General features: G+C 41.0%; 26 protein-coding genes and 2 pseudogenes. 24 read left to right on the top strand and 4 right to left on the bottom strand.

Going from position 1 to position 22,663, the window contains the following annotated elements:
• Positions 1-158: 158 nt before the first annotated feature.
• The 6 genes and pseudogenes from NSS92_RS19500 to NSS92_RS18780 all read left to right on the top strand — a co-directional run.
• A pseudogene (locus NSS92_RS19500) lies at positions 159-1,049 on the top strand (HAMP domain-containing protein); the annotation flags it as partial.
• Positions 1,044-1,994, top strand: a complete 951-nt coding sequence (locus tag NSS92_RS19505) for a methyl-accepting chemotaxis protein (RefSeq protein WP_411353418.1) — start codon at positions 1,044-1,046, stop codon at positions 1,992-1,994. The pseudogene NSS92_RS19500 and the gene NSS92_RS19505, both read left to right, overlap by 6 nt.
• A gap of 314 nt (positions 1,995-2,308) precedes the next feature.
• Positions 2,309-3,205, top strand: a pseudogene (locus NSS92_RS19510) (HAMP domain-containing protein); the annotation flags it as partial.
• The gene (locus tag NSS92_RS19515) at positions 3,197-4,144 is read left to right on the top strand and encodes a methyl-accepting chemotaxis protein (RefSeq protein ID WP_410972996.1); all 948 of its coding nucleotides are present in this window, start codon (positions 3,197-3,199) and stop codon (positions 4,142-4,144) included. The pseudogene NSS92_RS19510 and the gene NSS92_RS19515, both read left to right, overlap by 9 nt.
• Positions 4,145-4,470: 326 nt before the next feature.
• Positions 4,471-6,459 (top strand): methyl-accepting chemotaxis protein TlpB, encoded by a 1,989-nt coding sequence (gene tlpB / locus NSS92_RS18775; RefSeq protein WP_340870184.1) that lies wholly within the window; start codon positions 4,471-4,473, stop codon positions 6,457-6,459.
• Between the two features lie 90 nt (positions 6,460-6,549).
• On the top strand, positions 6,550-7,074 hold the full coding sequence (locus NSS92_RS18780) for a type 1 glutamine amidotransferase domain-containing protein (RefSeq protein ID WP_340870185.1): 525 nt from the start codon (positions 6,550-6,552) through the stop codon (positions 7,072-7,074).
• A 72-nt stretch (positions 7,075-7,146) separates the two neighbouring features.
• Here the strand turns inward: NSS92_RS18780 and NSS92_RS18785 are convergent, their stop codons facing one another.
• A complete protein-coding gene (locus NSS92_RS18785; RefSeq protein WP_340870188.1) occupies positions 7,147-8,139 on the bottom strand; it encodes a Gfo/Idh/MocA family protein in 993 nt (330 codons plus the stop codon).
• A 197-nt stretch (positions 8,140-8,336) separates the two neighbouring features.
• Between NSS92_RS18785 and NSS92_RS18790 the strand changes: the two genes are divergently transcribed.
• The 4 genes from NSS92_RS18790 (at position 8,337) to NSS92_RS18805 (ending at position 11,542) form a co-directional block, all read left to right on the top strand.
• On the top strand, positions 8,337-8,729 hold the full coding sequence (locus NSS92_RS18790) for a DoxX family protein (protein WP_340870191.1): 393 nt from the start codon (positions 8,337-8,339) through the stop codon (positions 8,727-8,729).
• A 65-nt stretch (positions 8,730-8,794) separates the two neighbouring features.
• Positions 8,795-9,937 carry an AI-2E family transporter gene (locus NSS92_RS18795; RefSeq protein ID WP_024423275.1) on the top strand — a complete coding sequence of 381 codons (1,143 nt, stop codon included), beginning with the start codon at positions 8,795-8,797 and terminating at the stop codon, positions 9,935-9,937.
• A gap of 127 nt (positions 9,938-10,064) precedes the next feature.
• Positions 10,065-10,898, top strand: coding sequence for an undecaprenyl-diphosphate phosphatase (locus NSS92_RS18800; RefSeq protein ID WP_267586518.1), 834 nt, complete (start codon positions 10,065-10,067; stop codon positions 10,896-10,898).
• 170 nt (positions 10,899-11,068) lie between these two features.
• Positions 11,069-11,542: a stress protein gene (locus NSS92_RS18805; protein WP_340870195.1), complete on the top strand. Its 474-nt coding sequence runs from the start codon at positions 11,069-11,071 to the stop codon at positions 11,540-11,542.
• 35 nt (positions 11,543-11,577) lie between these two features.
• Here NSS92_RS18805 and bioB read toward each other — a convergent pair whose 3' ends face one another.
• From bioB to NSS92_RS18820, 3 genes are all read right to left on the bottom strand, one after another.
• Positions 11,578-12,573: a biotin synthase BioB gene (gene bioB, locus NSS92_RS18810; protein WP_340870269.1), complete on the bottom strand. Its 996-nt coding sequence runs from the start codon at positions 12,571-12,573 to the stop codon at positions 11,578-11,580.
• Positions 12,574-12,724: 151 nt separating this feature from the next.
• Positions 12,725-13,075: a hypothetical protein gene (locus NSS92_RS18815; RefSeq protein ID WP_048237272.1), complete on the bottom strand. Its 351-nt coding sequence runs from the start codon at positions 13,073-13,075 to the stop codon at positions 12,725-12,727.
• 240 nt (positions 13,076-13,315) lie between these two features.
• The gene (locus NSS92_RS18820) at positions 13,316-13,693 is read right to left on the bottom strand and encodes a helix-turn-helix domain-containing protein (RefSeq protein WP_267586516.1); all 378 of its coding nucleotides are present in this window, start codon (positions 13,691-13,693) and stop codon (positions 13,316-13,318) included.
• A 159-nt stretch (positions 13,694-13,852) separates the two neighbouring features.
• On the opposite strand from NSS92_RS18820, the gene NSS92_RS18825 reads away from it, so the two are divergent.
• From NSS92_RS18825 to NSS92_RS18890, 14 genes are all read left to right on the top strand, one after another.
• Positions 13,853-14,116, top strand: coding sequence for a helix-turn-helix transcriptional regulator (locus NSS92_RS18825; RefSeq protein WP_340870198.1), 264 nt, complete (start codon positions 13,853-13,855; stop codon positions 14,114-14,116).
• Positions 14,113-14,265, top strand: a complete 153-nt coding sequence (locus NSS92_RS18830; RefSeq protein ID WP_340870202.1) for a hypothetical protein — start codon at positions 14,113-14,115, stop codon at positions 14,263-14,265. The genes NSS92_RS18825 and NSS92_RS18830 overlap by 4 nt, the downstream gene beginning before the upstream one ends.
• Positions 14,243-14,485 carry a hypothetical protein gene (locus NSS92_RS18835; protein ID WP_340870204.1) on the top strand — a complete coding sequence of 81 codons (243 nt, stop codon included), beginning with the start codon at positions 14,243-14,245 and terminating at the stop codon, positions 14,483-14,485. Before NSS92_RS18830 ends, NSS92_RS18835 begins: the two co-directional genes overlap by 23 nt.
• A gap of 50 nt (positions 14,486-14,535) precedes the next feature.
• The gene (locus tag NSS92_RS18840) at positions 14,536-14,985 is read left to right on the top strand and encodes a holliday junction resolvase (RefSeq protein ID WP_340870206.1); all 450 of its coding nucleotides are present in this window, start codon (positions 14,536-14,538) and stop codon (positions 14,983-14,985) included.
• A 1-nt stretch (position 14,986) separates the two neighbouring features.
• Positions 14,987-15,139: an XtrA/YqaO family protein gene (locus NSS92_RS18845; RefSeq protein WP_395960789.1), complete on the top strand. Its 153-nt coding sequence runs from the start codon at positions 14,987-14,989 to the stop codon at positions 15,137-15,139.
• A gap of 127 nt (positions 15,140-15,266) precedes the next feature.
• Complete coding sequence (locus NSS92_RS18850) at positions 15,267-15,785, top strand: sigma-70 family RNA polymerase sigma factor (RefSeq protein ID WP_340870209.1); 519 nt, start codon at positions 15,267-15,269, stop codon at positions 15,783-15,785.
• A gap of 152 nt (positions 15,786-15,937) precedes the next feature.
• Positions 15,938-16,582 carry a phage terminase small subunit gene (gene terS, locus NSS92_RS18855; RefSeq protein WP_024425907.1) on the top strand — a complete coding sequence of 215 codons (645 nt, stop codon included), beginning with the start codon at positions 15,938-15,940 and terminating at the stop codon, positions 16,580-16,582.
• A gap of 8 nt (positions 16,583-16,590) precedes the next feature.
• Positions 16,591-17,892, top strand: coding sequence for a PBSX family phage terminase large subunit (locus NSS92_RS18860; RefSeq protein ID WP_340870272.1), 1,302 nt, complete (start codon positions 16,591-16,593; stop codon positions 17,890-17,892).
• Entirely contained in the window at positions 17,889-19,346 is a 1,458-nt protein-coding gene (locus tag NSS92_RS18865) for a phage portal protein (RefSeq protein ID WP_340870212.1), read from the top strand. Before NSS92_RS18860 ends, NSS92_RS18865 begins: the two co-directional genes overlap by 4 nt.
• A 38-nt stretch (positions 19,347-19,384) precedes the next feature.
• Positions 19,385-20,473, top strand: coding sequence for an XkdF-like putative serine protease domain-containing protein (locus NSS92_RS18870; protein WP_340870215.1), 1,089 nt, complete (start codon positions 19,385-19,387; stop codon positions 20,471-20,473).
• Between the two features lie 22 nt (positions 20,474-20,495).
• On the top strand, positions 20,496-21,419 hold the full coding sequence (locus tag NSS92_RS18875) for a phage major capsid protein (RefSeq protein WP_024425904.1): 924 nt from the start codon (positions 20,496-20,498) through the stop codon (positions 21,417-21,419).
• A gap of 13 nt (positions 21,420-21,432) precedes the next feature.
• A complete protein-coding gene (gene yqbG, locus NSS92_RS18880) occupies positions 21,433-21,816 on the top strand; it encodes a protein YqbG (protein WP_024423261.1) in 384 nt (127 codons plus the stop codon).
• The gene (locus NSS92_RS18885) at positions 21,813-22,169 is read left to right on the top strand and encodes a YqbH/XkdH family protein (protein ID WP_340870219.1); all 357 of its coding nucleotides are present in this window, start codon (positions 21,813-21,815) and stop codon (positions 22,167-22,169) included. The genes yqbG and NSS92_RS18885 overlap by 4 nt, the downstream gene beginning before the upstream one ends.
• The gene (locus NSS92_RS18890; protein WP_267586507.1) at positions 22,166-22,663 is read left to right on the top strand and encodes an HK97 gp10 family phage protein; all 498 of its coding nucleotides are present in this window, start codon (positions 22,166-22,168) and stop codon (positions 22,661-22,663) included. Before NSS92_RS18885 ends, NSS92_RS18890 begins: the two co-directional genes overlap by 4 nt.

Raw genomic sequence — 22,663 nt, forward strand, 5'->3', positions numbered from 1 at the left:
AAATGGGAAAAATGATCCAATGGTTCAAAAAACCATCCATTTCAAAAAAATTAATCATTGCCTTTTTGGTCGTCCTTATCCTGCCAACTGTGGCACTGACAATTAGTGCGTTTTTTACATCAAAGACAGAGCTAGACAAACAGATTATGGGCAGTGCGATGAGTCAGGTCAATGCATTTGATACCTTAATCAATGAGAATATTGGAAACAAATCAGATGCTGTGACACTGTTTACAGACTCGCTCAAAGCGTCTAACCTTCAAGAAAAAAATAGAAATGCGACCATTAAAGAATTACAGCAATTTGGAAAAATTAATGAAAAAGATGTATCCGCGATCTATGCAGGCTCTGAAAAGGGATTGTTTATGCAATACCCAGTTCAAAAGATGCCAGATGGCTATGATCCAAGAGAACGTCCATGGTATCAAGAGGCATTGAAAGCAGAAAACGGCAAACAAGTCATCACAAAACCATATGTAGCAGCATCCACAGGCAAAATGGTTATCACAATTGCCCAAAAAATGAAAGATGGTTCAGGTGTCATTGGTCTTGATATGGAAATTGACAGCCTGCTCCAAAAACTAAAAGAAATCAAAATTGGGCAAAAAGGCTATGCTTTCATCATGGAGAAAGATAAAACGGTTTTAGCAGATCCAACCCAAAAGTCAGGGAGTCAGGTCAATGAGAATCTGGCCAGTATTATTTTTAAAAACAAAGAAGGAAGCGGCAGCTATACCCTCAAAGGAACAGATAAAAAGGTTGCATATGTAACCAATGAATTAACCGGCTGGAAAATTGGTGGAACGATGCTCGTATCTGAAGTAGAAGAAGCGGCAAAGCCCGTTTTCAATACAGCCATTATCGTATTCAGTGTCACACTCATTGTAGCAGGAACCCTCATTTTCTTTATCGTCCGCTCTATTTCAAAAAGATTATCCAATCTTGCCCGCTTCTCGAAAAAAGTCAGCGAAGGTGATTTACGCGATAAGCTTCAGATCCAGTCAGATGACGAAATTGGACAAGTTGGTAAAGGCTTTAATACGATGATTGACTCATTGCGATCCCTCATTGGAGCCGTTCAAACTTCAGTCGAGAATGTCGCATCTTCATCAGAAGAACTGACTGCCAGCGCAGGACAAACAAGTAAAGCAACAGAGCATATTACACTAGCCATTGAACAATTCTCCAGCGGAAATGAAAGCCAAAATGATAAAGTGGAATTGAGCTCAGAAGAGTTAGAAGAAATGAACCGCGGTCTTCAGAATATGAATGAATCGGCTGAATCTATTACTGCTTCATCGATCAAATCAACAGATATCGCAGGAGAAGGCGGCCAGCTTGTTGAAAAAACCGCTTCTCAAATGAATGTCATTGATCAGTCCGTGAAAAAAGCAGAGAATGTCATCAGTGCACTTGAAAGTAAATCTAAAGACATTACCCAAATTCTCGGTGTCATCAATGGAATTGCCGATCAAACGAATTTACTTGCGCTAAATGCAGCGATTGAGGCAGCAAGAGCTGGTGAATCTGGCAGAGGCTTCTCCGTTGTAGCAGAAGAAGTAAGAAAACTGGCGGTTCAATGTGCGAACTCAGCAAAAGAAATTGAGAATTTGATCAAAGAAATCGTGCAAGACATCGATGTATCACAGGAAGTATTTACTGCGGTGAATCGAGAAGTTCAATCAGGTCTAAGCTTCACTGAACAAACGAAAGTAAGCTTCCACAATATTTTCGACATGACAAAAGAAATTTCTGACCAGCTCCAAACAATGAATCAAACTGTTGTCCAGCTTTCAAATGGCTCGGCACATGTGTCAGAGGCTGTTCGTGAGATCGCAGACGTATCACGTGAAAGCTCGGCAAATATTCAAGACATTGCTGCTTCAGCAGAAGAACAGCTGGCATCAATGGAAGAAATCAGCTCGTCCTCTGCCACACTCTCTTCGATGGCAGAAGAATTACGCGATTTAATTAGCAAATTTAAGGTTGAATAGACATGAAGAAAAGAGCCTCCAGCTAGAGGCTCTTTTTCATTGAATAAATCAAAAGAAATGGGTAATTATACTTATTTTTTGGGTTTTTTGAACATTATTCCTTGAAAAATAATTCATATTACCTAAGAATAGAAGAGGAAGACCACAAATCATAAATCAAAAGGAGTAGAGAAATGAAAAAAATCAACTTTTTTAAGCACTTTACGATGTCGAAGAAATTAATTACTGCATTCTTAGCGATTCTCCTAGTGCCAATTCTCGTATTGGCCGCATTTTCTTATGAAGTGGCATCAAAGTCTCTCAATGATGAGATTATGTCTAGCGCTGCAAATGGTGTTCAACAATTAAACGAACTCATTAATAAAGATATACAGCCTAAAATTGACATTGTTTCTTACTTATCCAAATCGGTCAAAAAGAGTGAGTTGGCTGCTAAAAACAAAGATTTACTCAAAGTGAAATTAGAGCAATTCTCGGAAACAGATGACGATGTAGTAGAAGTGTTTGTTGCAGATCAAAATGGTAAACTAACTGAATATTCTGAGATCCACAAAGATAATACAAAAAGCGCAAAAAATGAACCATGGTTTCAGCAATCGATGGGAGATAAGAAACTTATCATTTCAGATCCTTTTGCAAGTAAGTCATCTGATGACCTGCTCATCACAATATCAGAACAATTAGCGGATGGATCTGGTGTGATTGGGGTGAATGTACGATTAAATACGGTTGTGAAAGATACAAACAGCATCAAAATTGGCCAAGAAGGCTATGCGTTTGTCGCCACCTCAGATCAGCGTTATGTTGCCCATAAAACTGATAAAGCTGGAACAAAGCTGACCGGTGACTTCGTCAAGAAACTGTATGATAAAAAAGAAGGCAGTTTTGAATATGAATACAATGGCCAGCCGAAGCAAATGTTTTTTGACACAAATGAAGCAACAGGCTGGAAGCTTGCTGGAACGATGTATGTGAATGAAGTAAAAGAAGCCGCACAGCCAGTGCTCGACTTAACAATGATCATCCTTGCGGCTGCGATTGTCATTGGCGGAATCGCGATTTATTTTATTATTAAATCGATTCGAAAGCCACTGATAGAGCTCTCTGAATCGGCTGAGAAAATCAGTCAAGGTGATTTGACCCAGCATATTGAAGTTCGTACGCACGATGAAATCGGTAAGCTTGCGCAAAGCTTTAACGATATGTCAGCAAAGTTGAAACAAGTCATTCAAGCTGTCCAAAATTCCATTGAAAATGTGGCTGCTTCGTCTGAAGAGTTAACGGCAAGTGCGGGGCAGACAGCTCAAGCGACCGAGCATATCACTTCATCTATTGAACAGTTCTCAAACAGCACTGAACATCAAAATGATATGATCGAAAAAAGCTCGGTCCAGTTAAACGAAATGGATCGCAGCCTATCGCATATGGTCGACACAACCTCTCATATGATGGAATCGTCGATCGAATCGAGCAAAACCGCTCAGGCTGGAGGAGAACTCGTTCAAAAAACAGCAGGTCAAATGCAAACCATAGAGCAGGCAGTAAAAGAAGCAGAGCTTGTCATTGCAGGCTTAGAGCAGAAATCAAAAGATATTACAAACATTCTTGGGGTCATCAACGGTATTGCGGATCAAACGAATCTCCTTGCTTTAAACGCTGCGATCGAAGCCGCACGAGCAGGTGAAGCAGGCAGAGGCTTCTCTGTTGTCGCAGAAGAAGTCCGCAAGCTGGCAGAGCAGTCAGGAAGCTCTTCAAAAGAAATTGAAAGCCTGACGAACGAAATTGTGGAGGAAATAGAAAAATCGCAGAAAATGTTTAAACAAGTAGCAGGAGAAGTGCAATCTGGATTAAACATTACAGATGAAACGAAAGTGAGTTTTGAGAAAATCACTGATAAAACATCAGAAATGACAGAACAAATGAAACAAATGAACGGAACAGCCAAAGAACTATCGCATGGCTCAAATGATATTTCCCATGCGGTGAATCAAATCAAAGAGCTCTCAAGAGAAAGCTCAGCAGGCTTCCAAGATATCGCGGCTTCCGCAGAAGAGCAGCTGGCATCTATGGAAGAAATCAGCTCATCCTCTGCCACTTTATCTCAGATGGCAGAAGAACTTAGAGAGCTCATTAAACAATTTAAAATGTAAGAGAGTAGCGAAACACCTGACGCTAAAACGTCAGGTGTTTCAGCGTGTAGACAAACCCTCGCATTCGGTGTCAGGTCTGCGCTCCGGTACTAGTCCAAAGGTTTTCTATCACACTGAAAAAGAAGACAAATGGCTAAAATCAAGAACATTTTAGCCATTTGTCAACAATCTTAAGCACCTGACGCGAAAACGTCAGGTGTTTTTCCATTCGATGCATATAAATTGGGTAATTTGGACTTATTTAGACTTTAATAAGTTAAAAAAGTAAACAACCTAGTAGTACTTCCGATATATATACTATCTTACTAAAAGGAGTTTTCTTTTTTATGAAATTCATACAGTATTTCAGAAAGCCATCTATCTCAAAAAAGCTCGTATTTTCTTTCTTATTTATTCTTTTATGCCCAATCATCGTATTGGCATTCTCTTCATATCATACGGCTAGCACCTCCTTAAATGATCAAATTATGCAAAGTGCAAAGGAAAACGTAGAGCAGCTAGATAAAAATATTACGAAGGTTGTAAAAGTGAAAACAGACGCAGCCGATTTCTTTAGCAAATGGATCACGGAGAAAAAGCTCAAGCAAAAAGGAACGACCGATATTCAAGGACGCTTTGAGCAGTTCATGAGTATGAATGATGACACAGAAGGCATTTTTGTCGCTTCAAGTGACGGCAAAGTGTTTTCAAGATATCCTAATCAAAAAATGCCTGCAGGTTATGTCGCAACTGAGCGGGATTGGTATAAAGACGGCTGGGCGAAAAACGGTGAGCTGTCTGTTTCAGCACCATATGCAACGGCTTCAACCGGTACACTTGTGGTAACCATTTCTAAAAAACTAGAGGATGGATCAGGCGTCATCGCGATGAACCTAGACATTGCGAATCTAGTAAAAGAGTCCAATAGCATTAACATTGGGAAACAAGGCTATGCCTTTATTGGAAGTCCAGATCGTACATATGTGGCACATCCAAAGAAAAAAGCGGGAACAAAATTATCTGGTGAATGGTTAGAAAAGATGTATTCACAAGATAACGGATCGATGAGCTATATGTTTGAAGGAAAAGAAAAGCAAATGGAGTTCACCACAAACAAGGCGACTGGCTGGAAGATTGTCGGGACGATGTTTGTCAGTGAAGTAGAAGAAGCTGCACAGCCAGTCTTTAACATGGCCGCCATCATTTTAGCCGGCGCTCTTATCATTGGCGGGATTCTGATCTTCTTTATCATCCGTTCCATTACAAAACCACTTTCCACTCTTGTCTCTTCTTCGAAGAAGATCAGTCAGGGAGATTTAACAGAAAAAATTGATGTCCGCTCAAAAGATGAAATTGGACAGCTTGGCACAAGCTTTAATGAAATGAGTGAGTCCCTAAGAGATGTCATTCAAGCTGTACAAACATCTGTTGAGAATGTGGCTTCATCATCTGAAGAACTGACGGCAAGCGCAGGTCAAACAACAAAAGCAACCGAACATATTACATCATCTATTGAAACATTCTCAAACGGCAACGAAAATCAAAGCGAAATGGTGGAACAAAGCGCGGCTCATTTAAAACAAATGAATGAAGGACTGAACGAAGTTGCCGAAACGTCTGATGTCATCACAGCGTCATCTGTTCAATCAAAAACAGTCGCGGAAACAGGCGGACAGCTTGTGGAGCAAACTGTTGGCCAAATGAAGACGATTGACCATTCAGTGAAAGAAGCTGAAGGCGTGATCAACGGACTAGAGCATAAATCAAAAGATATTACAAACATCCTAGGTGTGATTAACGGCATTGCGGATCAAACGAATTTACTTGCACTAAATGCTGCCATAGAAGCAGCGCGTGCAGGCGAGTCAGGCAGAGGCTTCTCTGTTGTTGCGGAAGAAGTGCGTAAACTAGCGGTTCAATCATCGGATTCAGCAAAAGAGATTGAAAAGCTTGTGAATGAAATTGTCTCTGAAATTGAAACATCTCAAAATATGTTCAAAGCAGTGAATGAAGAAGTGAAGAATGGTCTTACTATTACAGATCAAACGAAAGAAAGCTTCTCACAAATAAATGAGCAAACATCGGAAATCGCAGCAAGAATGAATGAAATGAATACAACGGTGCGAGAGCTTTCAAAAGGATCTGAGCAAATTTCTAAAGCAGTGAATGAAATTGCAGATGTATCAAGAGAGAGTTCAGCAAGTATCCAAGATATCGCAGCATCTGCTGAAGAGCAGCTTGCTTCTATGGAAGAGATTAGTTCTTCATCCACGACTCTTTCCCAAATGGCGGAAGAATTACGTGATTTAATTAAAAAATTCAAGATCAGCGAATAAGGTTAAGTGGTTCTCCTCAAGGGGAACCGCTTTTCTTTTTAAGAGGTCATCTCGTACAATAGAGGTAATCAAAAGAAGAGGAGAGATAGTATGCGTTTATCAGATAAGAAGGTCATTGCGTTTGTCAGTGATGATTTTGAAGATTTAGAGCTATGGTATCCGGTTCTGCGTTTAAGAGAAGAAGGGGCGACTGTCCATCTTGTAGGTGAAAAAGCAAATCATGAGTACATCGGGAAGTATGGTGTGCCGGCGGTATCTGATGCAGATTTTTATTCCATCCAAGCTGATGATTATGATGCTGTGCTAGTCCCTGGCGGATGGGCGCCTGATAAACTGCGCCGCTATCCAGAAGTATTAGAGATCGTCCGTACATTTGATGCGAAGGCAAAACCAATCGGGCAGATTTGCCATGCCGGCTGGGTGCTGATTTCAGCAGGAATCCTGAAAGGCAGACAAGTGACAAGTACACCTGGTATTAAAGATGATATGACAAATGCTGGTGCGGAATGGTTCGATGAGGCAGTGGTCACAGATGGCCACCTCATCTCCAGCAGACGTCCGCCGGACCTTCCGCCGTATGTGAAAGCATTTGCGGATGTGTTAGCGGCAAAATAAACGACTGACACGAAACGTAAAAAAACAAAGGGCGAACAAACAAATTTCGCCCTTTGTTCATCATTTCATGTCCTATACATTTTGTCTGTCGGCAGGATACATCACGCCCATTTGTCTTCTCGCTTCATCCATGACGGACATGGTTTGAACAGATAGCGCAAAAGTATTGACCGGAGACTGCCCCATTCCCTGCTGAATACACTCAATAAAATGATTGATTTCATAAGACATAGCTGGCTGATCATCTTTGAGAGAGACGTCAGTTTGATGTCCGTCACGGTCATGTATCGTGATTCGTGAAGGACGGTGGAATTGATCAATCACCATCGTGGCATCCTCGCCTTGAATTTCAGCAGATAAATGAGACGTTGAAATTTTAGAATGAAAAAGAAGTGCTTGATGCCCGTCATACTGTAAAAGGACTGAACCGTTCCCATCCACACCAGAAGAAAGCTTATAGCCTTTCGCGTTGATTTGATTCGGCAGACCAAATAAGTATATGGCTGGGTAGACGAGGTACACACCGATATCCATTAAAGAACCATTGGATAGCTGAGGCTTAAAGGCATTTGGAAGCTCGCCGTTTCGATAGGCATCGTATCTTGAGGAATATTTACAGTAATGCGCGACCACTTGCCTGATAGGTCCAAGCTGATCAAGATGCTGTTTGATTTGAAGAAAGTTTGGCAGAAATGTCGTTTTCATCGCTTCCATCAAACACACTTGATGTTTTTTCGCTGCGGCAATCATTTCTTCCACTTCTTTTCGATGAGAGGCGAATGGTTTTTCGCATAAAACATGTTTTTGATGCTCCATCATCAACATGGCTTGCTCTTTATGAAGTGCATTTGGACTCGCAATATACACGGCATCAAACGTATCACTTTCCGCCATTTGTTGTAAGTTTGTAAAAACTGTATCAATCCCATATTTTTCGGCAAAGGCCTGTCCTTTTTCAGCGGACCGTGAATAGACGGCTGTACATGTAAAATCAGCAATTCCTTCACCAGCCTGTAAGAATCGATCTGTAATCCAGTTCGTTCCGATGACAGCAAATCGAATCATGTCATTCCCTCCTTCTGCTTTTCTCTGATTATACATGCTTTGAAAGCGTTTGTATGAAAGAATATTCTTTTTATTGAAAAGCCGATGAAACCTTTATATAGGCTGATGCGTCTTACATAAAGGATATAAATGTACGAAAAGTGGGTAGTTTCTTCCTTCTTCGGGTAATACTCAGGATAGAAGGGAGAGGAGGAAACATGAAGCGCGTCCTGCATATAGGAAGTACATACACCTTTGCGCTTTTATTCATAGTGGCTGGTATTTTTCATGTGATAGAGCCGAGCGGCTTTGCCCGCATGATGCCAGGCTGGCCATTTCCATATGTAATGGTCTATGCAACTGCATGTCTTGAATGGCTGCTGGCCATGCTGCTGCTTTTGCCAAATGTCAGGATTGCAGCGGCAAAATCCATTGCTGTCTATCTTGTACTCATTTTCCCTGCAAACTTATTTGCTGCTCGTGAGGGAATACCATTTCCAGGTCAAGAAAATACAGAACAAGCCTTGCTATGGATAAGGCTTATTGGACAGCCGATTCTCATTGTATGGGCGATGTCTATTGCAAAATGGGAAAAAAAGCTGAAACAATGATCACCATATCATGATCAAGTAGTGTACAATTTACTCATAAAATAGCCCGTGTTTGGAGGAACGATATGAACTCTATGCAAATGTGGAGCAGTCGATTTAGAAAATTTTTTCTTGATAACAAGTTTGTTCTCTTTTTACTCGTCCTGTTATTAATTGGATTGAATATCCTTGTTTTCATGAAGACATCATTTATTTTCACACCGCTCATTGTACTCGTCAAAACCATTGCCTTACCGATTATTTTAACGGGGGTCGTGTATTATTTATTAAATCCAATTGTCAACTTGTTAGAGAAAGCAAGAATCAAGCGGATCTATTCCATTTTGCTTTTATATATTGTCATTATTGGGATTATTACAGTGACCATCGTGTCCATTATTCCTTTTTTACAAGCTCAAACCATGAGTCTATTTCATAATCTTCCGAAATACGTCGATACGGTAGAAGATCAAATTAGACAATTAACAGGAAGTAACTTTATTAATCAAGTGCAAAACTCGATGAACTTTAACGTGTCTGAATTGGTAAGTAAAGCATCCAGTCAAGCGACGAAGATTTTGGAAAGCACCTTTACCGGTGTAGGAACATTCTTAGGGGCGCTCACAGAAGTCATCATCTCGATCGTGACTGTGCCATTTATTCTGTTTTATCTATTAAAAGACGGCAAAAAGCTGCCTGACTATCTATTGAAATTTTTTCCAAGTAAAATGAGGGAACATACACATATCATGCTTCACGAAATGAACCACCGTCTGAGCTCGTATATTCGCGGACAGATCATTGTCAGCTTCTGTATCGGTGTTCTTCTGTTAATCGGTTATATGATCATTGGACTTGACTATGCGCTGCTGCTCGCTATCATTGCTGCATGTACAAGCATAGTGCCTTACCTTGGTCCAACAATTGCGATTACACCAGCGATTGTGATTGCACTTGTGACGTCACCAGTAATGCTGTTAAAACTCATTATAGTCTGGACAGTGGTTCAGCTAGTTGAAGGGAAATTCATTTCTCCTCAGGTGATGGGGAAAAACCTTCATATTCATCCCATTACGATTATTTTTGTTATATTAACAGCCGGTAAATTGTTCAACGTGGTCGGCATCATTGTCGCTATTCCGACGTATGCCGTTCTGAAGGTCATCACGACTCACTTATTTGATTGGTTCAAAATGCGGTCCAATTTGTATAAAGAAGAAAAGGTTTGATGTCATAATCTTTTTTTGAAAAAAATATAGTATCATAAAGACGAGCTTTCGATGAAGGAAGCTTGTCTTTATGTGGACATAGATGTTTGGCGTGTTCAAAAGATCAGAATTGAAAGGAAAGAAAATCATGAATCTATGGGATTTATTCGTGGCACTGGTTTTAGGAATTGTCGAAGGATTAACAGAGTACGCACCTGTTTCATCTACAGGTCACATGATTATTGTCGATGATCTTTGGTTAAAATCAAAGGAAATTATTACGCCAGAAGCGGCTAACACATTTAAAGTCGTGATTCAGTTAGGCTCTATTTTAGCTGTCATGATCGTGTTTAAAGATCGTATTTTAAACTTATTGGGCTTAAAGAAAAATATCACCGAAGAACAAAAGCGCAGCGGGCATAAACTGACCATTGCCCAAATTGCTGTTGGACTTGTTCCAGCCGTCATTTTAGGATTCTTATTTGAAGATTATATTGATAAATACCTGTTTGACGTCAGAACGGTCGCTGTCGGTTTGATTTTAGGGGCAGTGCTGATGCTTGTCGCTGACTGGATCAATAAACGTAAAACAGAAACAAGCTCTGTCGATAACATGACTTACAGTCAGGCGCTTTATATCGGACTGTTTCAATGTTTGGCATTATGGCCAGGCTTCTCGCGCTCAGGTTCGACGATTGCAGGCGGGGTTATTCTTGGTTTGAATCACCGTGCTGCGGCAGACTTTACATTTATCATGGCGATGCCGATTATGGCGGGAGCAAGCTTGTTAACCCTTGTGAAAAATGCCGAATATTTAACAACAGACATGCTGCCATTCTTTATCGTCGGCTTTGTGAGTGCGTTTGTTGTGGCTCTCTTTGTTGTTCGATTCTTCCTAAAACTAATCAATAAAATCAAACTGGTGCCTTTTGCGATATACCGAATTATCCTAGGTGTGATTTTATTTATCCTGTTCATGTAATACTATAAACTACTCTTTTATAAGAGTAGTTTTTTTGTTATTTCGCCTAATTAAACAGTAAAAATGCCCTCTTAATTGGTAGAATAAGAATTTTTTTCATAAATTAGTGTTTAAGAGACAGAGAAAGGGGTAGTACATAAACATACCAATTAAAGGAGGAGTTAGAAATAATGAGAAAAACAAGCAAAATGTTTGTTGGTTCTGTCATCGCTACGTCAATGATTGCTGCCCCTCTATCTCTTACGATTTTTGGTCAAACGGCTGAAGCTGCTACAACAACAGGTGTTGATGGAAGTGTCTCTATTGATCCAGTAGCCATTGCCGATAAAATTGAACAAGCAGTAAAATCATCTCAAAATCGTGATGGATTCGTTAAAAACGCGGCGTACAGTGCATTCTATGAAGCAGGTCAAAACTACAACGTTGTTGTCCAAAACTTAAGCCAAGATCATGATTTTAGCGGTCTGAACAATGTTGTCTACTATGATAGTGTTGAATATGACGGTATTACATTTGGTATTTGGGTATTTGAAGATGGTACGTTTGTTAACAATGGTGACGGTGGATATATTAACTGGACGTTTGTTGGCAGCTTTGATCGAGAAGATGGAAGTGGAACTGTCGATTTTCATAAAAGATTCTAATCTTAAAAGTCTGCCGGTGAATCGGCAGACTTTTTTTATAACGCACATTCTTCTATTTCAAACCCTAAATCTTCAATAATGTGATGATCCGTTTGGACTTGCTGGCCTTTTGTTGTTAAATAATCACCAACAAAAATGGAATTTGCCGCATAAAGTGCGAGCGGCTGGAGCGTCCGTAAATTAAACTCTCTGCCTCCGGATACTCGAATTTCCTTTGTTGGGTTGACAAATCTCATCATTGCCAGCACTTTCAATGCTTTGATCGGGTGTGTTCGTTTTTGGTGCTCAAGCGGTGTTCCTTCGATGGCATGAAGAAAGTTGACTGGAATTGAATCCGCATCAAGTGCTCTAAGCGCAAAGGCCATTTCAACGATTTGCTGATTGGTTTCACCCATTCCAATAATGACTCCTGAGCAAGGTGACATGCCAGACTGTTTGACCTGCTCAATGGTCGACACGCGGTCATCGTATGTATGAGTTGTCGTAATTTGAGCATGATGATCATGATGTGTATTGATATTGTGATTATACCGATGAACACCCGCTTCCTTCAGCCGCTTCGCTTTGTCTTCATTTAATAATCCAAGACAGGCACACACTTTCAAAGGCATCGTTTCAGTGATCTCCTTGACTGCTGCAGTGACTTCATCTAATTCCCTATGAGAAGGCGCTCTCCCGCTTGCCACAATACAATAAGTTCCGGCTTTTCTATTGAGTGCCTCACGCGCGCCAGCCACAATGGTTTTTTGATCAAGCATTGTATATCTTTCAACTGGTGCTTTTGAAATCATCGACTGTGAACAATATCCACAGTTCTCAGGGCAATATCCACTTTTTGCGTTAAAAATCATATTTAATTTCACCTTTTTTTGAAAAAAATGAAATCGTACTTGATAGGCTGCATGCATAATAGGTAACAATTCACTATCGTCAGCTTCAAGAATGTCTAAACCCTCTTGCGCCGTGATTGGTTCATTTTTCATCGCCTTCTCCGCTATTGCTTCCCAAGACAAAGACAGCTGCTCTCTCATCATTAATGCCCCCTTAATATGTTAACTTATTTTTATTAAAAGTTAACATATTGGGCGGATGTTGGCAATCATGATTCGGATGAAACCAACTCTAAACACCAAAAGGCGATGACTTCATGTCATCGCCTTTAGATATGTAAAGCTAGATTGTTTATCGAACAGTAATATAGTTAATCACAAGCTCGCCTAGTGAATTATAGTAGGAAACTGTCACAGAACCGCGTTGTACAGCGCGAATCCAAGTGAAGTTTGGAGCTGTTTGATCTAATTGAATCGCATACGTTGCACCCGACACAGAAATTTGGCTTGCTGGAAGAGAGACGGCGATTGAAGAACCTACAGAAAGCGTACGGTTCACCGTAATTACTTTATTCATAATAGGAGCTTTTGCTATGACTGGTTCTTTTGGCTGTGCAGCTGCATGAGCACCTTCAGTTTGGGAGAACGTAAGAGCACCTAAAGCAGCTAAAGACAATGTACAGACTTTCATGAATTTTTTCATCGGTAACACTCCTTTTTTTGGTATATACATATATTAATATTAATAGAATTATATGTCAATTAAAATATGTGAAAAAAGAGTAATTGTGGTGAAAATTGTCATATATTATGTTGGGAAAAGCATGATATTAAAAAAACATATGATTTTTTATTCATATGCTTTTTCTTTTTTAGGGGAAAAAAGAGGTATAAAAAAAGCTGGGATCATCCCAGCAACGTAAATCATGATGAAAAGAGATGATCAATGGTCGTCTCGCTGTTTTGGCTGACGGCCTTTTTGCTTCTCTTTCTCTCTAATGTAGTTAATAAAATCGATGGTTTGTCTTCGTGCTTCTTCGGAAAAATCTGAGGCTGCTTTAAACGCAATTTGCAAATCAGGATCGTCTGCAAGATCATGGGCGGGCCTGTCTTTGTCCTTACCTGTGAGAAGATAATCGGTTGAGACTCCATATAACTCGGCAATTTTCACAATCATTTCACCGTCGGGCTTTCTCAAGCCATATTCCCAGTTTGCATAGGTGGACATCGCCTTTAATCCGAGTTTTTTAGCAACTGTTGACTTGCTCCATCCATGCTTCTCTCTTAATTCAGTTAAAATCTTCCCAGTTAAATTATCCATCGGATACACCTTTTTTCATGTTATGAGTAAATTTTATCATGAATTACACGGAAAAGATAAATAAATACACAAAAAGAATAAAAATGTGATTGACTTACTCGATTCGTGTATATTATCATAATGAATATAACTTACACATATTGAGTAAGAGGTGGAAAGATGAAACTTGAAAATTTACGAGAAGAGCGCATATTGCAAGGAAAAACACAAACCTATATGGCGAAAAAATTGGGATATAAGTACACAAGCGGCTATGCGAATATCGAAATGGGCAGAACAAAGCCTAGCTTAGAAATGGCAAAGCATATTGCAGATCTGCTGAATATCGGTGTTCAAGAGCTTTTTTTTGGCCAAAAGTTACACGAAAAGAGTAATTACTTGAAAGAAGATCGGTTCTTAGAAAAGGGGAGACGAGCAGAATGAATATTGAACATCCAATAGTGACACAGATGAATGACTTTGGCTATCCAAAAAGCTGTTGGTTATATGACATGAAACGATATGGATACCAAACAGAAATTGAGGACAGTTTGGAGGGCTCTGAAGAAGATGAGACATCAGCTGACGTTTGATGCTAGTAAAGAAGCGCAGGTTTGCTTAGATCAAGCTGGCGGCTGGATCGCCTTTCATCATCAGAAACCGATCTTTGTTTTTGCCACAGCAGAAGAGAAAGAGACATATATGACCCTCCTGAAAGCTAAGGTCGATGATACAAAAAAGGAGGAATCAGGGCAACGTGAAACGATGGAAGCAAATCATGACATTCTTGAAATGCTTGCTCAAAGCGAGTAAAAACGAACAAGACATCCGCCAGTGGGCAGAGGATGACGGGAGATCATAACATGGTCATCCATTTAATCATTGAACATGAGCATTTGTTAACAAAAGAGACATTGATGAAAAGAATACGATCAGCTGCAAAAGTACAATGCCCGCAAAAATTAGAAGGCGCACTATCACTTGAGATTCGTTTATTTGATCACATGCCGCTTGACATAGCTGACTGCCAAAACAAGCGTACATACGCAGAAAAAGGATTGATACGCCCGGTACACGTCAGCATCTTTCAGCCAAGTCTACAGCATATTCAAGAAGCACTTCATTCTATAGCCGATGAAGTCCCTCTGCAGATGGTCGATTTAAGAGTTTCTCAGTTTTATAGTATGTGTCCAAGAGTTGAAATCATTATCAATACGGTAGGTGGTGGCACGAGGCCATCCCAAAAAAGGAGCCAAGCATATGAACGAGCCAAAACAACTATTCATTCAAGAAAACCAAACATTTGTCGGTGAGATGGAAAAAGGAAAAATTCAAGTCATCGTGTTAGATGGGAATGTAGGAACGGCTTATAAAATGGATGTACCTGAACATGGAAAAACCATTATTCAAACGGCAAAAGGTCATTTTGCAAGAGTAGATCACGAGATTGGTTTTAAAATCAGCTAACTGACTGAACACATCAAAGCACAATATGTCCAAGACGGAAAGCCTGCGGACACTGATCAAGACCCTGCTAAAAGGGGGCCTGATTGGTGTCCGTTTTTTATTTTCTTAAAAAAGGGAGAGAGCCAATATGCAAGATTTACTCATTGAATATAAAAGAGCTTTAAAGAATGCTAGAAAACAATATGAACCATTTAAAGAAAAAGAAGAACATCAGCTGTCCGTTCAAGACAAGCATGATAAAAAAATGATCGCCAGTATGGTAAGCGATCTGGAATACGTAGTAGAATGGCTTCAAATGGGAAGAGAGCCAGGTGCGCGCAGAGGATTAGACAGACGTTCAGTCTATCAGCGTACCATCCTCGCAAATCCAGAAGTGTTAGAGGCTTTATCACATGAATTTACCCTTATTCAAGAGAAAGAAAAAGAAGTCAGTGAGAGAGACAAAAAACGAATTGATGAAGCTTTGTCTGTTTTAACAGATCGAGAAAAGGACGTATTCTTTATGCACACAACACAAGGGTTATCGTTTAGCGAGATTGCGGTCATGCTGGATGTCAAAAAAGGAACTGTCCAAAAACATATGGAAAGAGCGCGGACGAAGATGTCCAAAAAAGTACAAGAACGCCTATTCAGAGCTGCTGAATAGGCGTTTTTTCTATCCGAAAATAAATCAGCTAAAGCTTGTCTTACAGTTGCCACCTATAGTTAGAAAGACCAAACGAATGTTTGCTAGCCCTACACAAATGATTCCTTCAGAGGGAATCGTTCGAATTAAAAGGAGGCGGCAGGTGAATGTAAATGAAAGATAAACGGATAGAGGCCAAGCAGGATTATATGAAGGGGATGACGTACCAGCAAATTGCTGATCATTACAATGTCTCGATCCATACCGTCAAATCGTGGAAAAGGCGATACGGATGGCAAAGACAAAAAACTTCGTCAAAGCAAGCACACTCGATTTTCAATCAATTTCTTTCAGATGAAACGATTGAAATCATGGAGAAAATGGATGGACGCACATCACTTGATTTAATCTGGGATCAAATTCAAATTCAATATGCAGCCATTATTCGGGCGCAGCGAATCATGTATGTAGCAGATCAAGAGGACATGATCAAAGAGCTGAAAAAGGCGGCATACATGCCTTCTTCATTAGAAGAAACAGGCGAAGGCATTCAGACAGAACTAGACATCACCTCAGAAGAATACTCGTTTCAATTTTCATGGGATCGGCATGCCACATTTTTAAATGCACAATCCCGTGCAATGGGTGAACTGAGGCGTCTAATAAAACAGTTTGAAGAGCTCGCACATGCAAAGGATGAACGAAGATTGAGGCTGAAGCAAATTGAACTGACAATCGAAAAAACAAAAAAAGCAGTGCGTGAAGAAAAAGAGGAAGATCTTCAAATCATGATCAAGCGAAAAGAGGACGACTCATGACGCCATTGATTGAAAAAGAAGTCAATCCTCACTTTGAACACTTTCTATTCGATTGGAATCAAAAGTTTCAATTTTTAGTAGGAGGCTATGGCTCCTCCAAAAGCTATCACATTGCTTTAAAGCTCGTCTTAAAGCTGCTGGAAGAAAAGCGGACAGCACTTGTCATTCGAGAGGTGTATGATACGCACCGCGAATCAACCTTTTCTTTATTACAAGAAATCGTTAGCGACCTCGGCATCGACCATGTGGTGAAGTGCCGAAGTTCGCCGCTTGCACTGACGTTTCGAAACGGCAGCAGCATCTTATTTAAAGGGCTGGACAAGCCTGAAAAATTGAAATCGATCAACAACATCTCGATCATTTGGATTGAGGAATGTTCAGAGGTTTCTTATGAAGGCTTTAAAGAGCTGCTTGGAAGGCTGAGGCATCCATCCTTACCGCTTTATATGATGTTATCGACCAATCCTGTTGGTCAAGATAATTGGACATACCGACATTTTTTTCGAGATGAACAGCTAAAGCGTTTTGTTTTAGATGACGAGACCTTATATAAAAAACGGACCGTTGTCATCAGGGATACGTATTATCATCACTCCACGGCGGAAGATAACCTATTCCTTCCTAAAAGCTACGTGAAGCAGCTGGATGAGCTGAAAGAGTATGACCCAGATCTCTATCGCATTGCGAGGAAGGGGTATTTCGGGATCAATGGCACAAAGGTTTTTCCTCAATTTGAAGTGAGAAGCCATTCTGACGTATTAGAAGCCATTCAGCAGATTGACAGACCGCTGAAACGAGCAGGCATGGATTTTGGATTTGTTGAATCATACAATGCGCTCATTCGGTTAGCTGTCGATCATGAAAAAAAGTACTTATATATTTATTGGGAATATTACGACCGCGGGAAGACAGATGATGAAACAGCCATTGACCTGAAAGAGTTCATTGAATCAAAGGAACTGATTAAAGCCGATGCAGCCGAACCTAAAACCATTCACTATTTTCGGCAGCGCGGCTTTCAAATGGTGGCCGCACATAAGTTTCAAGGCTCACGTTTGCAGTATACAAAAAAGATCAAACGTTTTAAGAAAATTATTTGTTCTGATGCTTGTCCATATACCATCTATGAACTTCAATCACTAACCTATAAGGCAGATAAGGATGGACGCCTAGAGGAAGATGAATTTCAAATCGATCCGCACACATTATCAGCCATCTGGTATGCGCTGGATGATTATGAAGTGACAGATTTGAAACAGACCGCCTCGGAGCGTGTCCGTCCAAACAGAGAGAGGAGGTCCATACAATGAAACAATTGAAAGCTACCATTATGAAGGCAAACATGTCTGATCATACAAAACAAATGTATGCAGATGAATTTTCCTACGAAAAGGATGACATTGTTCCCCCGCCTTACAATATCAATGAATTAAAAAGCATGGCAGAATATTCAACCATTCTTCAGCAATGTATTGATGCGTATAAGACCAATATTTTAGGCTTTGGTTTTGGTGTAGAATATGCCTTTGACTTTAATGCAGAAGGTGTGAAACCAGCAAAAAAGAAGGCCGCAGAGAAGGAATGGACAAGACTTGAAGAGTTTACGAAATACATGAACTATGATGAATCAGCCGATGTAGTACTTGGCTATGTCATCGAAGACCGGGAGAAAACGGGCAATGGTTTTTTAGAGGTGCTCCGAGATGGTCAAGGAAAGCCGGCAGGAATCGAGTATTTAGATGCGCTCCATATCCGTATTTGCAAGCTGAGTGAGCCAGTCGACGTCGAATTCCAATACACAGAAAACGGCGAATTGAAAACAATGAATCGAAAGAAACGATTCCGTAAATATGTGCAGGTGATCAATGAAAAGAAAGTCTTCTTCAAGGAGTATGGTGATCCGCGCATTTTACATTGTGAAACAGGCAAATACGATGACACCACCCCAGAGCCGCTGCGCGCAACAGAAGTGATTCATTTTAAAATCGGCAGTGGAACGTATGGGATTCCCCGCTGGATTGGCAACATCGTCAATATGTATGGGGCACGCAAGGCAGAAGAGTTGAACTATCTTTATTTTAAACAAGGGCGGCATGTACCTGGTGCCATCATTGTCGAAAATGGAATGCTGTCAGAGTCATCCTATCAGCAGCTTCAGGATTATATGGACGATATTGAAGGCTCTGATCATGCACATAAGTTTCTCTTGCTTGAAGTTGAAGGACTCCCGACGGAAAAAGGGTTAACTGGAGAAGAAGATGTCTCTAATGTCAAAGTGAACTTTAAATCCTTAGCAGAGATTTTGCAAGAAGATGCACTCTTTTTAGAATACGATGAAAAAACAAGAAACAAAATCCGCTCTGCTTTTCGCCTGCCACCTATTTACACAGGCGAGTCTCAAGACTATAACAAAGCGACAGCAGATACGGCGCGGAAAACAACAGAAGAACAGGTATTTCAGCCTGAACGGCATCTCATCACAGGAAAACTCAATACTCTTTTCCTGCCGGATCTTGATATTTGGCATGTTCGTTTCCTATTAAATGGTCCTGACTTTAGAGACCCATTAGAGATTGCCAAAGTTCTGACACCGTTTATTCAGGCTGGGGCAGTGTCGCCAAACGATTTGAGAGATCTGGCGGGACGTATCCTTGGGAAAACGTTAGAGGAATGGCCGGAGGATCTCTATCACAGACCTTTAGAAAGCCGCAAGACATCAGCTGAAGAACAGCCTCAACAAGAGACGAATCAGCTGAAGGAATAAACCGAAGCGCGTGCGCTTTTTTGAAAGGGGGTGAACATATGCCAAGAGAATTAAAAAACGCAAAAATTACGCATGTTTCCTACGTCGACAGAGCCGCAAACAAAAAGAAATTCTTTTTGATGAAGGCAAAGAAAAAGCGGCCTGACTTTCAAAAGGAGGTCAGTGTGCTGACAAAGGCAGAAGATGCTCATCGCCTTGTATATGGTGTCGTGTATGAACCGAATACACCTGATGCACACCAAGACTTTATGTCTGCCAAAGAAATTGAAAGAGCGGCACATGGTTTTATGAAGGATGCCCGCCACATTGACAAACAGCATGATTTTCAACATGGTGTTGGCGAAGTGGTTGAATCATACATCGCACCAGCTGATTTTGAAGTAGGCGGTGAGCTGATTCGAAAAGGATCTTGGGTGCTTGTGACAAAGGCTTCCCAAGAAATTTGGGATCAAATTCAGAAAGGCCACATTACAGGGTATTCAATGGCTGGAACGGCGGACATCGTAGCAATAGAAGAACAAGATCAGCTCCTATCTCAAAGCACGAATGAGAGAGGGCTTTTTTCTTTGCTGAAAAATTTCTTTTTGAAAGAGGAAGGTGCAAACATGTCACAACAATTTTGGAGCGTTTTAGACCACCTGCTGGAAACCTTACAGTCAAGTGATGGTGATGAGGCGGGTGTAAGAGCAGCGCTTGAGCAATTGCTGCCAATCGTGCAGGACATTTTGAAGACAGAAGATGTGCTTCAAACGATTGGTGAAAAGCCAGCCTCCGTACAAAAACAAGATGCCGCTTTAACGACGGAGCAAGTACGAGAGCTTGAAAAAGCAAAAATGGCCATCGAAAACGTCTTACAGCAGGCTGAACAGCAAGAAACAGATCAAACAGGGGAAGAACCTGTCCAAAAGGTGCTTGAGCAAGTCGTTGCACCGATTCGTCATCAGCTTTCTTCCTTAGAGAAATCAGCCAGCAGAGAAAAAGCAGCGCTTGAGCAAGTGCTTCAGCAGCAGCTTTTGCCTATTTCAGAGCGGATTCACATGCTTGAAAAAGCGCGCGGCATGTCAAAACAAACAATCCACGATACACAAAACGACAGTACAAAGCCCATATGGGAAGGCTTACTATAAGCCTAAATAAGGAGGAAACAGTGTGAGAAATCAAGAGTTGATTCGCAAGGCCGAAATGACACTTGCCAGCTTAAAAACCGGCGGTCTCATGAACGCAACCCAATCCAACACATTCATTAGAATGATGCAAAATACACCAACCGTTTTAAATGATGCACGTATCATTCCAATGGAAAGTGATTCACAAAAAATCGAAAAAATCGGCTTTGGCCAGCGTATTTTGCGCCCAGCAGAAGAAGGCAAAGCGCTTGATGCGAAAGACCGTGTTGTCCCAGCGACAAGCACTGTCCAACTAAATGCGAAAGAGGTCATCGCAGAGATTCATATGACCTACGACAGCATTGAAAACAATATTGAGAAAGACGGAATTCAGCAGACGATTATGCAAATGCTTGCTGAACGAGCAGCAGTTGACATTGAAGAGCTCATCGTCAATGGCGATACGACTTCAGCAGATCCATTTTTAGCTCAAATGGATGGCGTGAGAAAACAAGCGGTATCTCATATCGTAGATGCGAATGGAGCGGAAATTAGCCGCCAAATGTTTAAGCAAGCCTATAAAGCGATGCCGTCAAAATATTTACGTGTACCTCAGGATTTCCGTTTCTACACATCCCCAAGTTTAGAGGTTGAGTGGAAGGATCAAGTAGCAAACCGTCAGACAGGCCTCGGAGATGCGGCCATTCAAGGCGGACTTTCTTCTGCATTCGGTGTACCGGTCAAAGGTCTTGCCAATATGCAGCCATATGACGAAGCGGGAACAGACGTATCAGATATTTTGCTGACACACCCTAAAAATATTATCGTAGGTTTCTCTCGTAATATTCGAATTGAAGTAGAAAAAGATATTCGCAGCCGTAAATTTATTATTGTCCTCACAGCGAAGCTAGACAGCAAGTTTGAGGAAGAGGATGCTGTAGCAAAAGTGATGAAAGTGAAAGAGTAGGTGACGGCAGGCCATGATCATTTCTGCTGAAGAACTGCAAGCCTATTCTGTATTTGATCGTGTGAAAAATCGATCTGTAGAAAGACTGACAGCAGATATTATCGAAGCAGAAGCTGCGGTATTTCAGATCGTAGGTCACGATTTCTCAAGCGAAAAATATCAGCCCCTCCCTGAAAAAGCAAGAATCGCATTATTAAAAATGGCCCAATATTTTGCCATGCTGAATGATGATGAATCTATGATGAAAGGCTTTACGTCAGAGAAAATGGGCGATTATTCATATGCGAAGGCAGCTGATCAAGTGAAAGGCAGACCCTATGTATATGCCCTGCTTGTAGATTACATTGAACCAACATTGACCGGCGGCAGTGCCAAACTAAAGGTGAGATCATTATGAGCTATCAATCTCTATTAACAGATCGCTGTGATCTTTTTCACCTTGAACAGAAGGAGTCTGCCCGCGGGAAATTTGGAATTCCAGCTGATGATTTACAAATGACACTTTCCTATCCCGATGCTCCCAGCCTAACCGATCTAGCTTGTTATGTCATAGAAAAGAACCAGTCACTTGTGCAAGAAGAGCCGAATACAGTCATTTATCAATCCTATCTTGTCCATTTTCCTTTAGCAACTGATATTCGTTTGCATGACAAAATGGTGTGGAATGGCGTGTCACTCAAATTACAGCAGCCTAAAAAAGTGAAAAATCATCACATCGAAGTGATGGCAGTCAGGAAGGAAAATCTATGAAAATTGATGGACTTGACCGGCTGCTTTCACAGCTGCAGACAGCGTGTGATGGCGGCTTAAAGGCAGAATATCAAGATTGGCTGGAGGACATGGGCCTGCAGTTTTTAGACATCATTCAGGATGAATTAATTAAGGAGAATGCTGTCGATACAGGCCGGCTTCTAAGCTCCTTTAAGCAAGGCGGCAAGGAGAATCATTTTCTCATTTCAAAAGGCGGTCTCACACTTGAAGTGGGAACGCAGCTTGAATATGCCTCCTATGTCAATGACGGACATGCCACTTCTTCAAGTGGAGAGCGAAGATGGGTGCCTGGCAGATGGACTGGCAGCCGCTTTGAATATGATCCGAATGCAAGTACAGGAATGATGCTTGCCTCTCAATGGATTGCTGGAAATGGCTACTGGGATCATGCTGTCATGCTCTATGAGCAAATGTTTGAACAGTCGCTGGATCGAAAGCTGCAAAGCTGGTTCGATCGACATTTTGGGAGGTGA

This window comes from Bacillus sp. FSL M8-0166, from assembly GCF_038008825.1.
Lineage (GTDB): Bacteria > Bacillota > Bacilli > Bacillales > Bacillaceae > Bacillus > Bacillus safensis.